This is a genomic window from Sphingobium olei, assembly GCF_042678845.1.
Classification (GTDB): Bacteria; Pseudomonadota; Alphaproteobacteria; order Sphingomonadales; family Sphingomonadaceae; genus Sphingobium; species Sphingobium olei.
This window is the reverse complement of record NZ_JBHTLS010000135.1, coordinates 413,471-427,717: the sequence shown is the minus strand read 5'-3', so window position 1 is coordinate 427,717 and position 14,247 is coordinate 413,471. Positions and strand designations below refer to the sequence as shown.

Below are 14,247 nucleotides of genomic sequence, written 5' to 3'. Positions count from 1 at the left end.
TGGCGGCATGAGACAAGGACGGCGCCGCTTATTTCCCGCGCGCGCCAATCGCCACCTTCACCCCGTGCCGATCCTGTCCTACATGGATCGGCATGAGCGCCCCCCTCTACAACAAGGACATATTGCGGCTCGCCGCGAGCATCCCGCATCACCAGCGCCTGCCAGACCCTCAGGCAAGCGTGGAGAAACGGTCGCCCACATGCGGTTCGCGCGTCACGGCGGATGTGCGCATGGCGGACGGGCGGCTGGCGGACATGGGGCTGGACGTAAAGGCCTGCGCGCTGGGTCAGGCATCCGCCGCCCTGATGGCCGGGCACGCCATCGGCCTGTCGGCGGAAGAACTGGCGCAGGCGCGCGACCGGCTGACCGCCTATCTGGCCGGGCAAAGCGACGATCTCGATTTCTGGCCCGGCCTTGCCGTGCTCGCGCCGGCGCGCGGCTATCCCGCCCGCCATGCGTCCATCCGGCTGGGGTTCGAGGCGATCGCGGAAGCCGCCCGCATGGCGGACGCCTGATGGAAACGCACGCACCCGTCAGCGCCACCGACATCCTGCTGAACGAAGGCGTCATCCTGCTGGGGGTCGGCCTCTTCTTCGTCATCCTCTTCCGCCGCTTCGGCCTGGGCGCAGTGCTGGGCTATCTCGTCGCCGGCGCACTTGTCGGGCCGCAGGGCCTCGGCCTTGTCGGCGGCGCGGAATCGAAGCTCGCCATCGCCGAGATCGGCATCGTCCTGCTGCTGTTTCTCGTCGGCCTCGAACTGCATCCGGCGCGCCTCTGGCGGCTGAAGCGCGACATTTTCGCGCTCGGCATGGCGCAGGTCGTGACATGCGGCTGCGTACTGACGGCGATCATCTTCTACACGACAGGCTTCACCTGGGGCGCGGCGATCGCGCTGGGGCTGCCGCTGGCGCTGTCCTCCACCGCGCAGGTTCTCCCCGGCCTGAAGTCGAGCGGCCGCATCAACTCCCCCTTCGGCGAAAAGGTGTTTTCGATCCTGCTGTTCCAGGATCTGTCGATCGTCCCGCTCATCACCATCATCGCCGCGCTGTCGCGCAATCCGGCGGATGCGGGCGGGCCGCCGGGATGGATGACGGCCGCTTACACCGTCGCCGCCATCGCGGGGCTCGTATTGGCGGGCCGCTTCGTGCTGCGGCCGTTGCTGGCGCTGGTCGGGCGGCTGGACGAGCGCGAGCTGTTCGTGGCGGTCGGCCTGTTCACCGTCCTTGCCGCCGCAGCACTCATGCACGCGCTGCATCTTTCCACCGCGCTCGGCGCATTCATCGCGGGCGTCATGCTCGCCGATTCCCCCTACCGGCATGAGATTGAGGCCGATGTCGAGCCGTTCCGCTCGGTCCTGCTCGGCCTCTTCTTCCTCGCGGTCGGGATGGTGCTGGACCTGCGCACCGTCGCCGCCAATCCGCTCTTCGTCCTTTCCATGGCGGCGATCCTGGTCGCAACCAAGGCCGCGCTGATCTCCGGCCTTGCCCGCCTCTTCGGCATGCCGGGGCAGCAGGCGCTGGGCGCGGGCCTGCTGCTCAGCCAGGGCGGCGAATTCGGCTTCGTCCTCTTCACCCAGGCGCAGAATGCGTTGCTGATCGCGCCGGAGGCCGCCAGCCTGTTCAGCGCTATCGTCACCTTCTCGATGGCGACCACGCCTTTCCTGATGCTCTTCGCGCGCCGCTTCGAATTCGCAAAGCCCAAGGAAGGCGAAAAGCCGGCAGGACCGGACGACGCCCCACGCGGCTCCGCCATCATCGTGGGCTATGGCCGCTTCGGCCAGACGGTCGCCCAGATGCTGATGGGCCACGGCTTCGGCGTGGTCCTGATCGACAAGAAGCCCGCGCAGATAGAGGTGTCCAGCCGCTTCGACATGAAGGTCTATTATGGCGACGGCACCCGCATCGACCTTCTCCGCCGGGCGGGCGCGGACGAAGCGCGGCTGATCGCCTTCTGCATCGACGACGCCTCGCTCGACCGGCGCATATTGGAGCCGATTGCCGAAGCCTTCCCGCAAGCCGCCCTGATGGTTCGCGCCTTCGACCGGCGTCAGGTGATGGAATTGCAGGGCATGGAACTGGCCGGGGTGGTGCGCGAAGTCTATGAATCCGCGATCTGCATGGGGGTCCGGGCGATGGAAGCGCTGGGCGTTCCACCCGAGGAGGCGGAAGAGGTGGAGCGGCAATATCGGCACAATGACGATCAGCGCATGGCGCTCCAGATCGAACATGGCAGCCTGCTCGCCGCCAAGCATCTCATGTACCGGCCAGGCAAGGGGATGCGACTGCTGAGCCGTGGCGACGGAGAAGAAGCATGATCGCGATCCTGGCCTGCCTGTCGGCGGCGCTGGCCATCGGCGCAGGCGCGTTCGGCGCGCATGGCGTGGCCGATCCCAAGGCGGCGGATTGGCTCCGCACAGGCGGCCTCTACCAGTTGATCCACGCCGTAGCCGCGCTGGCGATCGTCGGTCCCGCGCGCGGAGCCGCCACGCTGATGCTCGCGGGCGCGGCGATCTTCGCCGTCAGCCTCTATGCGATGGCGCTGGGCGGCCCCCGCTGGCTGGGCGCCGTCACGCCGATCGGCGGCACGATGATGATCGCGGCATGGCTCTGGGCCGCCTGGCGCTTTGCGGGGCGATAGCGGGCTGCCCTTGCCGTCCCGCGCGACACAACATAGATAAGTGCGATGGCCACCCACGCGCATCACCACCATCAGGAACCCACCGGCGACGGGCTGGCGGATGCCGCCCGCGCGACGCTGGAGGGCCGCAACGAACAATGGACGCCGATGCGCGCCGCTATCTTCGACGCGCTCGCCGCGGAGGACAAGCCGGCGTCCGCCTACGACATTGCCGACACCGTGTCGAAGGCGCGGGGCAAGCGCGTGGCACCCAACAGCGTCTATCGCATCCTTGACCTGTTCGTGGCCAACAACATCGCCATGCGCGTGGAAAGCGCGAACGCCTATATCGCCAACGCCCATCCGGGCTGTCACCACGACTGCATCTTCCTGGTGTGCGACACATGCGGGCAAGTCACGCATATCGACGATGATCCGATCACCGGATCGCTGCGGTCGGCAGCGGAAAAGGCCGGGTTCGTGCCGGTCCGCCCGGTGATCGAGGTGCGCGGCACCTGCAGCGCCTGCCACTGACGGCGAAACGCGCCGCTCCATGACCATCCTTGAATGGGTCGCGGCGGCCCTTGGCCTCGTCAACATCCTGCTGGTCGCGCGCCGGTCGCTGTGGAACTACCCGTTCGGCATCGCGATGGTGACGCTCTACTTCTTCGTCTTTTTCGACGCGAAGCTCTACAGCGATGCGCTGCTCCAGATCTTCTTCCTCGTCATCAATCTCTACGGCTGGTGGAATTGGGCCGGCAGCGAGAGGGTGAAAGATGGCGGCGTCGCCGTTACTTGCCTGTTCTCCACCGCCCGGCTGGCATGGCTTGTCGGCACGGCCTGCGCGGCGATCGGGTGGGGCCTGCTCATGGCCCGCTTCACCGATGCCGCTGCCCCCTTCGCTGATTCGGCGGTGGCGGGCGTGAGCGTAGCTGCCCAGATTTTGCAGTCGCAGCGGAAGGTGGAAAGCTGGGCGCTCTGGATCGCGGTCGATGCGCTCGCCACCGGCCTGTTCTGGAGCCGGGGCCTCGTCGCCACCTCCATCCTCTACGCTCTCTTCCTGCTCATCGCCGTGGGCGGGCTGATCGCCTGGAGCCGGACCATCCGGCAGGCGGTCGCATGATCCGCACCATCGTCCTGCACGGCGTCGAAAGCACCGGTAAATCAGTGCTGGCGGAACGGCTTGCCCGGCATTTCGGCACGATCTGGGTGCCCGAATATGGCCGCACCTATGCCGAAACGCACGGCGTCGACATGGACGAAGCCGACCTGCTGCTCATCGGCCGCGCCCAGACGGAGATGATCGAGACGGCCAAACCCCGCGCCAAGCATTTCCTCTTCGCCGATACCGACGCGCTGATGACGGCCGCCTGGGCGGCCATGATGATCGGCCATGTCCCAACGGACCTGCTGACATATCCCCATGCCGACCTGTATCTGTTGATGGAGCCGGACGTGCCCTGGGTGCCCGACGCCGTTCGCATCTATGGTGACGACGCTGTGCGGACGCGCTTCGCCGGCATTTGCCGGGACATGCTGGAGCAGGCCGGAGTGCCATGGCTGTCGGTTGGGGGAGACTGGAATGCGCGCTTTTCCCATGCCGTCGAAGCTGTACGGGCGATCACGCCCGCAAGCTAAAGGTTCGACTTGGGCGTAGAAAACGAGTAGGCACGTCATCATGTCCAATCCCGCCACGCCGCTGCTCGACACCGTCAACACGCCCGAAGACCTGCGAAAGCTCGCGCCTGAACAGTTGCGCCAACTGGCCGACGAACTGCGGGCGGAAACCATTGCAGCGGTCGGGGTGACTGGCGGTCATCTTGGCTCGGGCCTTGGCGTGGTGGAGTTGACCACGGCGATCCACTATGTGTTCGATACGCCGGCCGACAAGCTCATCTGGGATGTCGGCCACCAATGCTATCCGCACAAGATCCTGACCGGCCGACGGGACCGGATCCGGACGCTGCGGCAGGGCGGCGGCCTGTCCGGCTTCACCAAGCGGGCCGAAAGCGACTATGATCCGTTCGGCGCGGCGCACAGCTCCACCTCGATCAGCGCGGCGCTTGGCTTCGCCATCGCCAACCGGATGCAGGACAAGCCGGGCAAGGCGATCGCCGTCATCGGCGACGGCGCGATGTCGGCGGGCATGGCCTATGAGGCGATGAACAACGCGCGGGAAGCGGGCAACCGGCTGATCGTCATCCTCAATGACAATGACATGTCGATCGCCCCGCCGGTGGGCGGCCTCTCCGCCTATCTCGCCCGGCTCGTTTCCAGCCGCGAATTTCTCGGCCTGCGCGACCTTGCAAAGCGGCTCGCCCGCAAGCTGCCCCGCACCCTGCAGCAGGCTGCGCGCAAGACGGACGAATATGCGCGCGGCATGGCGACCGGCGGCACCTTGTTCGAGGAGCTGGGCTTCTACTATGTCGGCCCCATCGACGGCCATAATCTCGACCATCTGATCCCTGTGCTGGAAAATGTGCGGGATGCGGCCGAAGGCCCCTGCCTCATCCATGTCGTGACGCAGAAGGGCAAGGGCTATGCCCCGGCCGAAGCGGCGGCCGACAAATATCATGGCGTGCAGAAGTTCGACGTCATCACCGGCGCGCAGGCGAAGGCCCCTCCCGGTCCGCCCAGCTACACCAATGTCTTTGCGCAGGCATTAATCGCCGAAGCCCGGCGCGACCCCGCCGTCTGCGCCATCACCGCGGCCATGCCGTCCGGCACTGGCCTCGACAAGTTCGCCGTCGCCTTCCCCGATCGTAGCTTCGATGTCGGCATCGCCGAACAACATGCGGTCACCTTCGCCGCCGGCCTCGCCGCGCAAGGGATGCGCCCCTTCTGCGCCATCTATTCCACATTCCTTCAGCGCGCCTACGACCAGGTGGTGCATGACGTGGCGATCCAGAACCTGCCCGTCCGTTTCGCCATCGACCGGGCGGGGCTGGTCGGCGCCGACGGCTCGACCCATGCGGGCAGCTTCGACGTCACCTATCTTGCCAGCCTGCCCAATTTCGTAGTGATGGCCGCCGCCGATGAGGCGGAGCTGACCCATATGGTGCATACCTGCGCGCTGCACGATAGCGGCCCGATCGCCGTGCGCTATCCGCGCGGCAACGGCACCGGCGTCGCCATGCCGGAGGTTCCCGAACGGCTGGAGATCGGCAAGGGCCGCATCGTGCGCGAAGGGCGGCAGGTCGCGATCCTCTCGCTCGGCACCCGGCTGGAGGAAGCGATGAAGGCGGCGGACGCGCTGGAGGCGCGCGGCCTGTCCGCCACCGTCGCCGACCTGCGCTTTGCCAAGCCGTTGGACGAGGCGCTGATCCGCCGCCTCCTCACCAGCCATGAAGTCGCCGTGACGATAGAGGAAGGGGCGATCGGGGGCCTGGGCGCGCATGTGCTGACCCTCGCCAGCGATCTGGGCCTGATCGACAATGGCCTCAAACTGCGTACGCTGCGCCTGCCGGACATCTTCCAGGATCAGGACAAGCCGGAAAAGCAATATGCTGACGCCCGCCTCGACGCCGACGCCATCGTCGAGACGGTCCTTACGGCGCTGCGCCACAACAGCGTCGGCGCGGAGGCGCGGGCCTGAGGGGACCGCCCCGGCCCGGCAGACCGGCTCGTTGCGCAGCAGCATGAAGCTGACGTCATGCCGCCATGAGCCGGGAACCCGAAGGCCGGCCATGCGTCTTTGCCTTACCGCGCCGAACGACAGGATCGGGGCGGACCAGTTTCTATAAGGCAGCCTTGCCAACGATAGCGGCGAGGCAAACGCGCCGATTATCAGCGCTCCACCCGGCCTTTCATGCGCGATAACGGAGCATTCCGGCGACGCGCCTGCGCCTGCTTAGGCGACACAAGAAAGCGCCCCGGCTCGTCCTGGAACGAACCGGGCGCGGCCCCTACATGATCGTCGCTTATTGCTGCGGCACTGCCGCGCGCGCATTCTGGCCGTCACCCTCAGGCGCGGCGATGATGTCGCGGGTGGTCGCACCCTTGTCCACGACTTCGGTGCCCGGGTCGCCGGCCTGCGACCGGATGCCAGCCGCGGCATTGGCCCGGCCGGCGGCGTTCAGCGCCGCCGTTTCCGAAGCACTGCGCGGAGCGGGACCGCCGAACATCGCCTGCATCGCCTCGGTCCGCGAATCGACCGCCGCCGCTGCGGGCGTGCCGGGCGCGGGCGGCACTAGCGCGAAGTCGGGCGGGATCACCAGCGGCGCGGCGCGCGACACCGCGAATTCATCCGGACGATCCCGGTTCAACAGGCCGCCACCGCCGCCACAGGCCGACAGGGATGCAACGAGGCCGACGGCCAGGATCAGGTTACGCTTCACTTCAAAGTCTCCGTCTTTGCGCCCTTGTCGCGCAGCAGCAACGCCCGCGCAAGCAGGATCAGCACGCCGATGGTGATCGCGGCGTCCGCCAGGTTGAAAATCAGGAACGGCCGCCAGTTGCCGAAATGCAGGTCTGCATAATCAACGACATAGCCCAGCCGCACCCGGTCCACGATGTTGCCGATCGCGCCGCCCAGCACCAGGCCCAGCGCCGCGACGTCCTGCCGCGCCTTCTCGCGCCACATCCACACGCCGACAAAGCCCGCGATCAGGAAGGTCATGCCCACCAGCGCCCATCGCATCGCATCGGTATCGGCATGGAAGAAGCCCATCGACACGCCCCTGTTCTCCAGCCAGCGCAGTCGGAAGATCGGCAGCAGTTCGATCCCCTCGTCCGCGCGGCTCTGCAGCGCCAGCGGATAGGTGACGGTATATTTGACGAGCTGGTCGAGAGCGAGCGTCACGATTGCGACGGTCAGCCCCAGCGGGCGGTGGTTGACCTGCGTCTTCATGCGTCCGCCTTCAGCACCGCGTCGCACCGGTCGCACAGCGCGCCGTCTCCGGTGACTTCCGGCAGCAGCCGCCAGCAGCGCCCGCACTTATGCCAGTCGCTCGGCCGCACAATGATGCCGTCGCCCTCGCCCATGGTCACACGCGCGACGATCGCGACCTCGGCAAAATCCACGTCGCCAACCGGCAACAATTCGCCCATGGTGACATCGGCCTCCAGGCTGGAGCGGATCTGCTTCTCGCGCCGGAACGGTTCGATCGCCTCGTTCACCTGCTCGCGCTGGTAGCGCAGCTCGCGCCATTTCTCGTCCAGATGCCCATCGATCCACCGCGCGTCGATCTCCGGCCATTCCAGGAAATGGACGCTGTCCTCGTCACTTGGGAAGCGGCTTTGCCACACTTCCTCGGCCGTAAAGGGAATGATCGGCGCGACATAGCGAACCAGCGCGTGAAACAGCGTGTCGAGCAAGGTGCGGTAGGCGCGGCGCTTGGGATCGCCCTTCGCATCGCAATAGAGGCAGTCCTTACGGATATCGAAGAAGAAGGCGGAAAGGTCGCTATTGGCGAAGTCAAAGATGGCGCGCGTATAGCGGCTGAATTCCAGCCAGCTCTCGCTGCCCTGTCCCTTATCCACCACCGCGCGCAGTTCCGCGTCCAGCTGCGCCAGCCTATGGAGCATATAGCGCTCCAGCTCCGGCATCTCCGCATAGGACACCGCCTCGCTTTCCTCATCATAATCGGAAAGAGCGCCCAGCATGTAACGGAAAGTATTGCGCAACTTGCGATAGGCATCGGACGAACCGGCCAGCACTTCCTTGCCGATGCGCACATCGTCGAAATAGTCGGTGCTGGCGACCCAGACGCGCAGGATGTCCGCACCGCTCTCGCTCATGATCTTGAGGGGGTCGACCACATTGCCCAGGCTCTTGGACATCTTCTTGCCCGACCCGTCGAGCGCAAAGCCGTGGGTCAGCACCGCCTTGTAGGGGGCCTGTCCGCGCGTGCCGCAGCTTTCCAGCAGCGAAGACTGGAACCAGCCGCGATGCTGGTCCGACCCTTCGATATAAAGGTCCGCGCGCACACCCTCGCCATAGCGCCCCTCGACCACGAAGCTGTGGGTCGAACCGGAATCGAACCACACGTCGAGAATGTCGTTCACGACCTCATAGTCGGCAAGGTCGTAATCCGGGCCGAGCAGCGCCTGATGATCCGCCCCGAACCAGGCGTCCGCGCCGCCGGCTTTGAACGCCTCAACAATGCGCGCATTGACCGCCGGATCAACGAGATAGTCGCCACTCTTGCGATGCACATAGAGCGCGATCGGCACGCCCCAGGCGCGCTGGCGGGAAATCACCCAGTCCGGGCGCCCTTCCACCATCGATCGGATGCGGTTGGTAGAGCGCTCGGGCACCCAGCGCGTATGCGCGATGGCGTCGAGCGCGATTTCACGGAGGGTGGGGCCGTTGCCGACCAGCGTGGCTTCGTCCGCCATCGGCGGCAATCCGCCCTGCGGCTGGTCCATCGGGATGAACCATTGCGGGGTGCAGCGGAAGATGATCTTCGCCTTGGACCGCCAGCTATGCGGATAGCTGTGCCGGAAATCGTCCGACGCGGCGAGCAGCGCGCCCGCTTCGCGAAGATCGGAACAGATCGGCCCGTCCTTGCTGACGAACTTGGGATTGATGACGCTCCCCTGCCCGCCCAGCCACGCCCAGTCGGCGCGATATTTGCCGTCCCCCTCGACCGCGAAGACCGGGTTGATCCCGTTCGCCTTGCAGAGGGCAAAGTCGTCCTCGCCATGGTCCGGGGCCATGTGGACGAGCCCAGTGCCCGCGTCGGTCGTGACGAAATCGCCGGGGAGGAAGGGACGCGGCTTAGCGAAGAAGCCGCCGAGATGGTGCATCGGGTGGCGGGCGATGGCTCCGGCAAGGTCGGAGCCTTTGCCCTCCCACAGCAGATCAATTTCCCGTGCTTTGCCAAGCCGGTGTAGGACGTCGCCATTTAAAACCAGCTCTTTAGCGAGCAGCATGGCGGGCTCACCACGATCACCGATCAGCACATATTCAACCTCGGGCCCGTAAGCCAAAGCCTGGTTCACCGGGATGGTCCAGGGCGTCGTCGTCCAGATCACCGCATGGGCGCCGACCAGTTCCGGTGCGTTCGGGGCTTCCACGATCTCGAACGCCACATCGATCTGGGTCGACACGACATCCTCATATTCGACTTCGGCCTCGGCGAGCGCGGTCTTCTCAACCGGCGACCACATCACCGGCTTTGCCCCGCGATACAGCTGACCGCTCTCTGCGAATTTCAAAAGTTCGCCGACGATGGTGGCTTCGGCGTCGAACTTCATGGTCAGATAGGGGTCTTCCCAATCGCCCATGATGCCCAGCCGCTTGAACTGCTCGCGCTGCACGTCGACCCATTTGTCGGCATAGGCGCGGCATTGCGCTCGGAATTCCGCCGCCGGCACTTCGTCCTTGTTCAGCTTCTTCTTGCGATATTCCTCCTCGATCTTCCATTCGATGGGGAGGCCATGGCAGTCCCAGCCGGGCACATAGGGCGCGTCCTTGCCGAGCAGCGACTGGCTGCGGACGATGATGTCCTTCAGCACCTTGTTCATCGCATGGCCCATATGGATATCGCCATTGGCGTAGGGCGGGCCGTCATGCAGGATGAAGCGTTCGCGCCCCGCCCGCTTCTCGCGCAGCTTGCCATACAGGTCCATCGCGTCCCACTTCGCCGCGATGGCGGGTTCCTTTGCGGCAAGCCCCGCCTTCATCGGGAAGTCGGTTTGCGGAAGGAAGACGGTGGACTTATAGTCGGGCTGGTCGGTCATAGGGCTCGCGCAGTTTCGCTTCGTGCGGAAATATCGCGCGGCATTAGGCGACGGCGGGCATTCCCGCAAGGATTTGCCGCGCATCCACGCAGTCCTGCGCGATGCCCGCCACCAGCGCACCCAGCCCCTCATATTTCCGCTCGGCATGGAGATAGCGGATCAACTGCACCTCGATCATCTGATCGTAGAGGTTTCCGGCAAAGTCGAAGAAATGCGGCTCCAGCAGTTCCTTGGGCGGATCGAAGCTCGGCCGCACGCCCAGATTGGCCGCCCCGTCGAGCACCCGCCCGTCGGGCAGCAGGCCGCGCACTGCATAGATGCCATAGGCCGGCCGCAGATAGGCCCCCATGTCGATATTGGCGGTCGGGAAACCAATGGTGCGGCCCAACTTGTCGCCATGCTGCACCACACCTTGAATCGCGAAGGGCCGGGTCAGCAGCCGCGCGGCCTCCCCGCAGTCTCCGGCCTTGAGCGCCTCACGGATGCGGCTGGAGGAAATGACGCCCTGTTCGTCCCGCACCGCGCCCACGGCTTGCGCGGGCAGGCCCAGCGCGCCGAAACTCTCCACCGTGCCGCTGCGCCCCTTGCCGAAGGTGAAGTCCTCGCCCGTGACCACCGCCGTGACGCCCATGCCTTCGGTCAGCAACCGGACATAGGCGGCTGGATCGAGCGCGGCGAGGTCGGCGGTGAACTCGAACACCAGCATCGCGTCCGCGCCCGCCGCCGCGAACAGTCTGGCCCGCTGGTCCAGCGTAGTCAGGCGGAATGGCGCTGCGTCTGGCTTGAACAGGCGCATGGGATGGGGATCGAAGGTCGCGACGATGGCCGGCCGTCCCTCGGCGCGGGCGAGCGCTACGGCGCGGCCGACCACCGCCTGATGCCCGGCATGAAAGCCGTCGAAATTGCCGAGCGCCATCACGCTCCCGCGCAGATGGGCCGGGACCGGGGCGCTGCTGGAAAGCCGCTCCATGGCGCGGCCTATAGGGACGGGACCGAAGCGTGGCAATCCACGCGGCGGAAGGTGACGAAGCTATAGGCCGGTCTGCCGTCCCGCGCCGGATGTTCCTCACGCGCGACCTCCCGCCAGTCGGCCGGATCGGGATAGGCGATGGCGGCGTCGCCCTCGACGCTGTCATGCACTTCGGTCAGTTCGATCCGGTCGGCATGGTGCAGGAACAGGCCGTATATCTCGGCCCCGCCGATCACCATGGCGCAGGGCTCACCTGCCAACGCGATGGCCTCCCCGATGTCATGGACGACCTCCGCCCCCTCCGCGCGCCAGCCCCGGTCGCGCGTCAGCACGATATGCCGCCGCCCCGGCAACAGCCCGGGCAGGCTGTCGAACGTCCGCCGGCCCATGATCATGGGATGCCCGGCGGTCAGCGCCTTGAAATGCTTGAGGTCGGCGGGGAGCCGCCAGGGCAGGTCGCCATCCTTGCCGATCACGCCATTGTCCGCGCGGGCAAGGACCAGGACGATCTCCGGTCCCTCCGCCTTCCCGCCGCCCGACGCGCTCACAGGTCCAGCCGGGTCACATGCCCCATCTTGCGCCCCGGCCGCGCCTCATGCTTGCCGTAGAGGTGCAGATGGTTGGCGGGGTCTAACAGGATGGCGGGCCATTGATGCGCGTCCTCGCCGATCAGGTTGCGCATCTCCACGCGCGGCGCGGCAAGCCCGGTGTCGCCCAGCGGCAGGCCGCAGATCGCCCGGACATGATTTTCGAACTGGCTCGTCACCGCGCCCTCGATGGTCCAATGGCCGCTGTTATGGACGCGCGGCGCCATCTCGTTGAACACCGGCCCATCCGCGCTGGCGAAGAATTCGCAGGTGAGCACGCCGACATAATCCAGCGCGTCGGCGATTTTGCGCGCCATGCCCCGCGCCTGCTCCACCTGCCCGACGATGACCGGGCCGGCCGGCAGGGTGGATGTCGACAATATGCCATCGACATGCACATTGGCGGGGGAGTCCCAGAAGCGCACTTCGCCGTCCGCGCCCCGCGCCAGAATCACCGAAAATTCCTCGGCAAAGGTCACGAACCCTTCCAGGATCGCGCTCTGCCGCCCGATGGCGTTCCATGCACCGACCGCGTCGCCCGGCTCCGACAGGCGCGCCTGTCCCTTGCCGTCATAGCCCATGCGGTTGGTCTTCAATATCGCCCGGCTGCCGATCGCGGAGATCGCCTCTTCCAGATCGTCCAGGCTCTCGACCGGCGCGAAGGGCGCGGTCAGCCCGCCCAGATTGCAGACGAAGCGCTTTTCCGCCAGCCGATCCTGCGCCACCCGCAACGCCTCAGCGCCCGGCCGCACCAGGCCATGATGCGCCAGCGTCTCGACTGCTGAGGGATCGATATTCTCGAATTCGTAGGTGACGACATCGACGCCATCGGCAAAGGCCGCCAGCGCCGCCGCGTCGACATACGCCCCCCGCGTCCAGCGCGGCGACACGTCGGCCGCCGGGCCGCTCTCCTCCGGCGCATAGATGTGCGTACGATATCCCAGCTGCGCCGCCGCGATGGCGATCATCCGGCCGAGCTGGCCGCCGCCAAGGATGCCGATGGTCGAACCGGGCGGGATGGTCGTCATGGAAAAGCCTTCAGTCCTCGACCGTCTCGGCCACCGCCTCGGTCTGCCGCGTGCGCCAAGCGTCGAGCCGGCCGGCCAGCGCCGCGTCGTTCGTCGCCAGGATCGCCGCCGCCATCAGCCCCGCGTTTATGGCGCCCGCCTTTCCGATCGCCAGCGTGCCCACGGGAATGCCGCCCGGCATCTGGACGATGGACAGCAGCGAATCCATGCCGCTCAGCGCCTTGGATTCCACCGGCACGCCCAGCACCGGCAGGCGGGTCATCGACGCCGCCATGCCCGGCAGGTGCGCCGCCCCGCCCGCCCCGGCGATGATGACCTTCAGGCCCCTTGTCGCCGCTCCGGTCGCATAATCATACAGCCGCTGCGGCGTGCGGTGGGCGGACACCACCTTGCATTCATGCGGCACGCCCAGCGCCTCCAGAGTCTCGGCGGCATGGCGCATCGTGTCCCAATCGGACCGCGATCCCATGATGATGCCGACCGTGACTGCCTCGCTCATGCCCGTTTCCCTTCAGGCGGCCTGGAAAGCAAAGCCCCTTAGCGGCCGGGCCGCCGGGGGGCAATTGCCATCTGCGCCCGCCGTCTCAGCGTTCCGACAGATAATAGCGGTCGGTCGCGCTCAGATCGTCCGCCAGTTCATAGACGATGGGCTGGCCGGTCGGGATCTCCAGCTCGGTGATCTCGTCGTCGGGGATGTTGGACAGATGCTTGACCAGCGCGCGCAGCGAATTGCCGTGCGCGGAAATCACGACCCGCTTGCCCGCCTTCAGGTCCGGGGCGATGCGCGCCTCCCAATAGGGCAGCACGCGGGCGATCGTGTCCTTCAGGCTTTCGGTGGAGGGGATGGCGATGCCATCGTAGCGGCGATCCCTGGTCAGGTCGAACTCGCCGCCCGCCTCCAGCACCGGCGGCGGAATGTCGAAGCTGCGCCGCCAGATCTTGACCTGATCGTCGCCATGCTTCGCCGCCGTCTCGGCCTTGTTGAGGCCGGTCAGCCCGCCATAATGGCGCTCATTGAGCCGCCAGTCCTTCTCGACCGGCAGCCACAGCCGCCCCATTTCCTCCAGCGCCAGGTTAAGCGTCTTGATCGCCCGCGTCTGGAAACTGGTATAGCATTGGTCGAAGTCCAGCCCCTTTTCCGCCAGCAATCGGCCGGCTGCACGCGCTTCCTCAACGCCCTTATCGGTCAAATCCACGTCCCACCATCCGGTGAAGCGGTTTTCCAGGTTCCAGGCCGACTGGCCGTGGCGGATCAGGACGAGAGTGGGCATTGGGCGCGTCTCCTGCACGATGAGCGGCGAATGATGCGCATCCCATAACGGCCAAAATCGCGGGCGCAAGCTTGTCGCTGGTCCTGCAC

The 14,247-nt window shown here is 66.4% G+C and carries 15 protein-coding genes; 7 read left to right on the top strand and 8 right to left on the bottom strand.

Annotated features, from left to right (window positions below; genetic code table 11):
* Nucleotides 1-92: 92 nt before the first annotated feature.
* The 7 genes from ACFQ24_RS21865 to dxs are packed head-to-tail and all read left to right on the top strand — an operon-like array spanning nt 93 to nt 6,211.
* Entirely contained in the window at nt 93-515 is a 423-nt protein-coding gene (locus ACFQ24_RS21865) for an iron-sulfur cluster assembly scaffold protein (protein ID WP_380915143.1), read from the top strand.
* Nucleotides 515-2,314 carry a cation:proton antiporter domain-containing protein gene (locus tag ACFQ24_RS21860; RefSeq protein ID WP_380915141.1) on the top strand — a complete coding sequence of 600 codons (1,800 nt, stop codon included), beginning with the start codon at nt 515-517 and terminating at the stop codon, nt 2,312-2,314. Before ACFQ24_RS21865 ends, ACFQ24_RS21860 begins: the two co-directional genes overlap by 1 nt.
* Nucleotides 2,311-2,637, top strand: a complete 327-nt coding sequence (locus tag ACFQ24_RS21855) for a DUF423 domain-containing protein (RefSeq protein WP_380915139.1) — start codon at nt 2,311-2,313, stop codon at nt 2,635-2,637. Before ACFQ24_RS21860 ends, ACFQ24_RS21855 begins: the two co-directional genes overlap by 4 nt.
* A 45-nt stretch (nt 2,638-2,682) precedes the next feature.
* Nucleotides 2,683-3,150, top strand: a complete 468-nt coding sequence (locus ACFQ24_RS21850) for a Fur family transcriptional regulator (protein WP_380915137.1) — start codon at nt 2,683-2,685, stop codon at nt 3,148-3,150.
* A gap of 19 nt (nt 3,151-3,169) precedes the next feature.
* Nucleotides 3,170-3,739, top strand: a complete 570-nt coding sequence (gene pnuC, locus ACFQ24_RS21845; RefSeq protein WP_380915135.1) for a nicotinamide riboside transporter PnuC — start codon at nt 3,170-3,172, stop codon at nt 3,737-3,739.
* A complete protein-coding gene (locus tag ACFQ24_RS21840) occupies nt 3,736-4,254 on the top strand; it encodes an AAA family ATPase (protein ID WP_380915133.1) in 519 nt (172 codons plus the stop codon). Before pnuC ends, ACFQ24_RS21840 begins: the two co-directional genes overlap by 4 nt.
* A gap of 40 nt (nt 4,255-4,294) precedes the next feature.
* Complete coding sequence (gene dxs, locus ACFQ24_RS21835; protein WP_380915131.1) at nt 4,295-6,211, top strand: 1-deoxy-D-xylulose-5-phosphate synthase; 1,917 nt, start codon at nt 4,295-4,297, stop codon at nt 6,209-6,211.
* Nucleotides 6,212-6,536: 325 nt separating this feature from the next.
* On the opposite strand, the gene ACFQ24_RS21830 is transcribed toward dxs, so the two are convergent.
* The 8 genes from ACFQ24_RS21830 to gpmA all read right to left on the bottom strand — a co-directional run bounded on the left by ACFQ24_RS21830 (nt 6,537) and on the right by gpmA (nt 14,158).
* Nucleotides 6,537-6,953 (bottom strand): DUF3035 domain-containing protein, encoded by a 417-nt coding sequence (locus ACFQ24_RS21830; protein WP_380915129.1) that lies wholly within the window; start codon nt 6,951-6,953, stop codon nt 6,537-6,539.
* Nucleotides 6,950-7,465 carry a signal peptidase II gene (gene lspA, locus ACFQ24_RS21825; RefSeq protein WP_380915127.1) on the bottom strand — a complete coding sequence of 172 codons (516 nt, stop codon included), beginning with the start codon at nt 7,463-7,465 and terminating at the stop codon, nt 6,950-6,952. Before lspA ends, ACFQ24_RS21830 begins: the two co-directional genes overlap by 4 nt.
* On the bottom strand, nt 7,462-10,302 hold the full coding sequence (ileS, locus tag ACFQ24_RS21820) for an isoleucine--tRNA ligase (protein ID WP_380915125.1): 2,841 nt from the start codon (nt 10,300-10,302) through the stop codon (nt 7,462-7,464). Before ileS ends, lspA begins: the two co-directional genes overlap by 4 nt.
* A 43-nt stretch (nt 10,303-10,345) precedes the next feature.
* Nucleotides 10,346-11,272, bottom strand: coding sequence for a bifunctional riboflavin kinase/FAD synthetase (locus ACFQ24_RS21815; RefSeq protein ID WP_380915123.1), 927 nt, complete (start codon nt 11,270-11,272; stop codon nt 10,346-10,348).
* Between the two features lie 8 nt (nt 11,273-11,280).
* A complete protein-coding gene (locus ACFQ24_RS21810) occupies nt 11,281-11,781 on the bottom strand; it encodes a dihydrofolate reductase (RefSeq protein ID WP_380915461.1) in 501 nt (166 codons plus the stop codon).
* A gap of 35 nt (nt 11,782-11,816) precedes the next feature.
* A complete protein-coding gene (locus ACFQ24_RS21805) occupies nt 11,817-12,887 on the bottom strand; it encodes a 5-(carboxyamino)imidazole ribonucleotide synthase (RefSeq protein ID WP_380915121.1) in 1,071 nt (356 codons plus the stop codon).
* A 10-nt stretch (nt 12,888-12,897) separates the two neighbouring features.
* Nucleotides 12,898-13,386, bottom strand: coding sequence for a 5-(carboxyamino)imidazole ribonucleotide mutase (purE, locus tag ACFQ24_RS21800; protein WP_380915119.1), 489 nt, complete (start codon nt 13,384-13,386; stop codon nt 12,898-12,900).
* A gap of 85 nt (nt 13,387-13,471) precedes the next feature.
* The gene (gpmA, locus tag ACFQ24_RS21795; protein ID WP_380915117.1) at nt 13,472-14,158 is read right to left on the bottom strand and encodes a 2,3-diphosphoglycerate-dependent phosphoglycerate mutase; all 687 of its coding nucleotides are present in this window, start codon (nt 14,156-14,158) and stop codon (nt 13,472-13,474) included.
* Nucleotides 14,159-14,247: the final 89 nt, after the last annotated feature.

Excerpts from the sequence above, each read along its gene's own strand:
- ACFQ24_RS21865 (WP_380915143.1), top strand. The coding sequence starts at position 93 with ATGAGCGCCCCCCTCTACAACAAGGACATATTGCGGCTCGCCGCGAGC.
- ACFQ24_RS21860 (WP_380915141.1), top strand. The coding sequence starts at position 515 with ATGGAAACGCACGCACCCGTCAGCGCCACCGACATCCTGCTGAACGAA.
- ACFQ24_RS21855 (WP_380915139.1), top strand. The coding sequence starts at position 2,311 with ATGATCGCGATCCTGGCCTGCCTGTCGGCGGCGCTGGCCATCGGCGCA.
- ACFQ24_RS21850 (WP_380915137.1), top strand. The coding sequence starts at position 2,683 with ATGGCCACCCACGCGCATCACCACCATCAGGAACCCACCGGCGACGGG.
- pnuC (WP_380915135.1), top strand. The coding sequence starts at position 3,170 with ATGACCATCCTTGAATGGGTCGCGGCGGCCCTTGGCCTCGTCAACATC.
- ACFQ24_RS21840 (WP_380915133.1), top strand. The coding sequence starts at position 3,736 with ATGATCCGCACCATCGTCCTGCACGGCGTCGAAAGCACCGGTAAATCA.
- dxs (WP_380915131.1), top strand. The coding sequence starts at position 4,295 with ATGTCCAATCCCGCCACGCCGCTGCTCGACACCGTCAACACGCCCGAA.
- lspA (WP_380915127.1), bottom strand. The coding sequence starts at position 7,465 with ATGAAGACGCAGGTCAACCACCGCCCGCTGGGGCTGACCGTCGCAATC.
- ileS (WP_380915125.1), bottom strand. The coding sequence starts at position 10,302 with ATGACCGACCAGCCCGACTATAAGTCCACCGTCTTCCTTCCGCAAACC.
- ACFQ24_RS21815 (WP_380915123.1), bottom strand. The coding sequence starts at position 11,272 with ATGGAGCGGCTTTCCAGCAGCGCCCCGGTCCCGGCCCATCTGCGCGGG.
- ACFQ24_RS21805 (WP_380915121.1), bottom strand. The coding sequence starts at position 12,887 with ATGACGACCATCCCGCCCGGTTCGACCATCGGCATCCTTGGCGGCGGC.
- purE (WP_380915119.1), bottom strand. The coding sequence starts at position 13,386 with ATGAGCGAGGCAGTCACGGTCGGCATCATCATGGGATCGCGGTCCGAT.
- gpmA (WP_380915117.1), bottom strand. The coding sequence starts at position 14,158 with ATGCCCACTCTCGTCCTGATCCGCCACGGCCAGTCGGCCTGGAACCTG.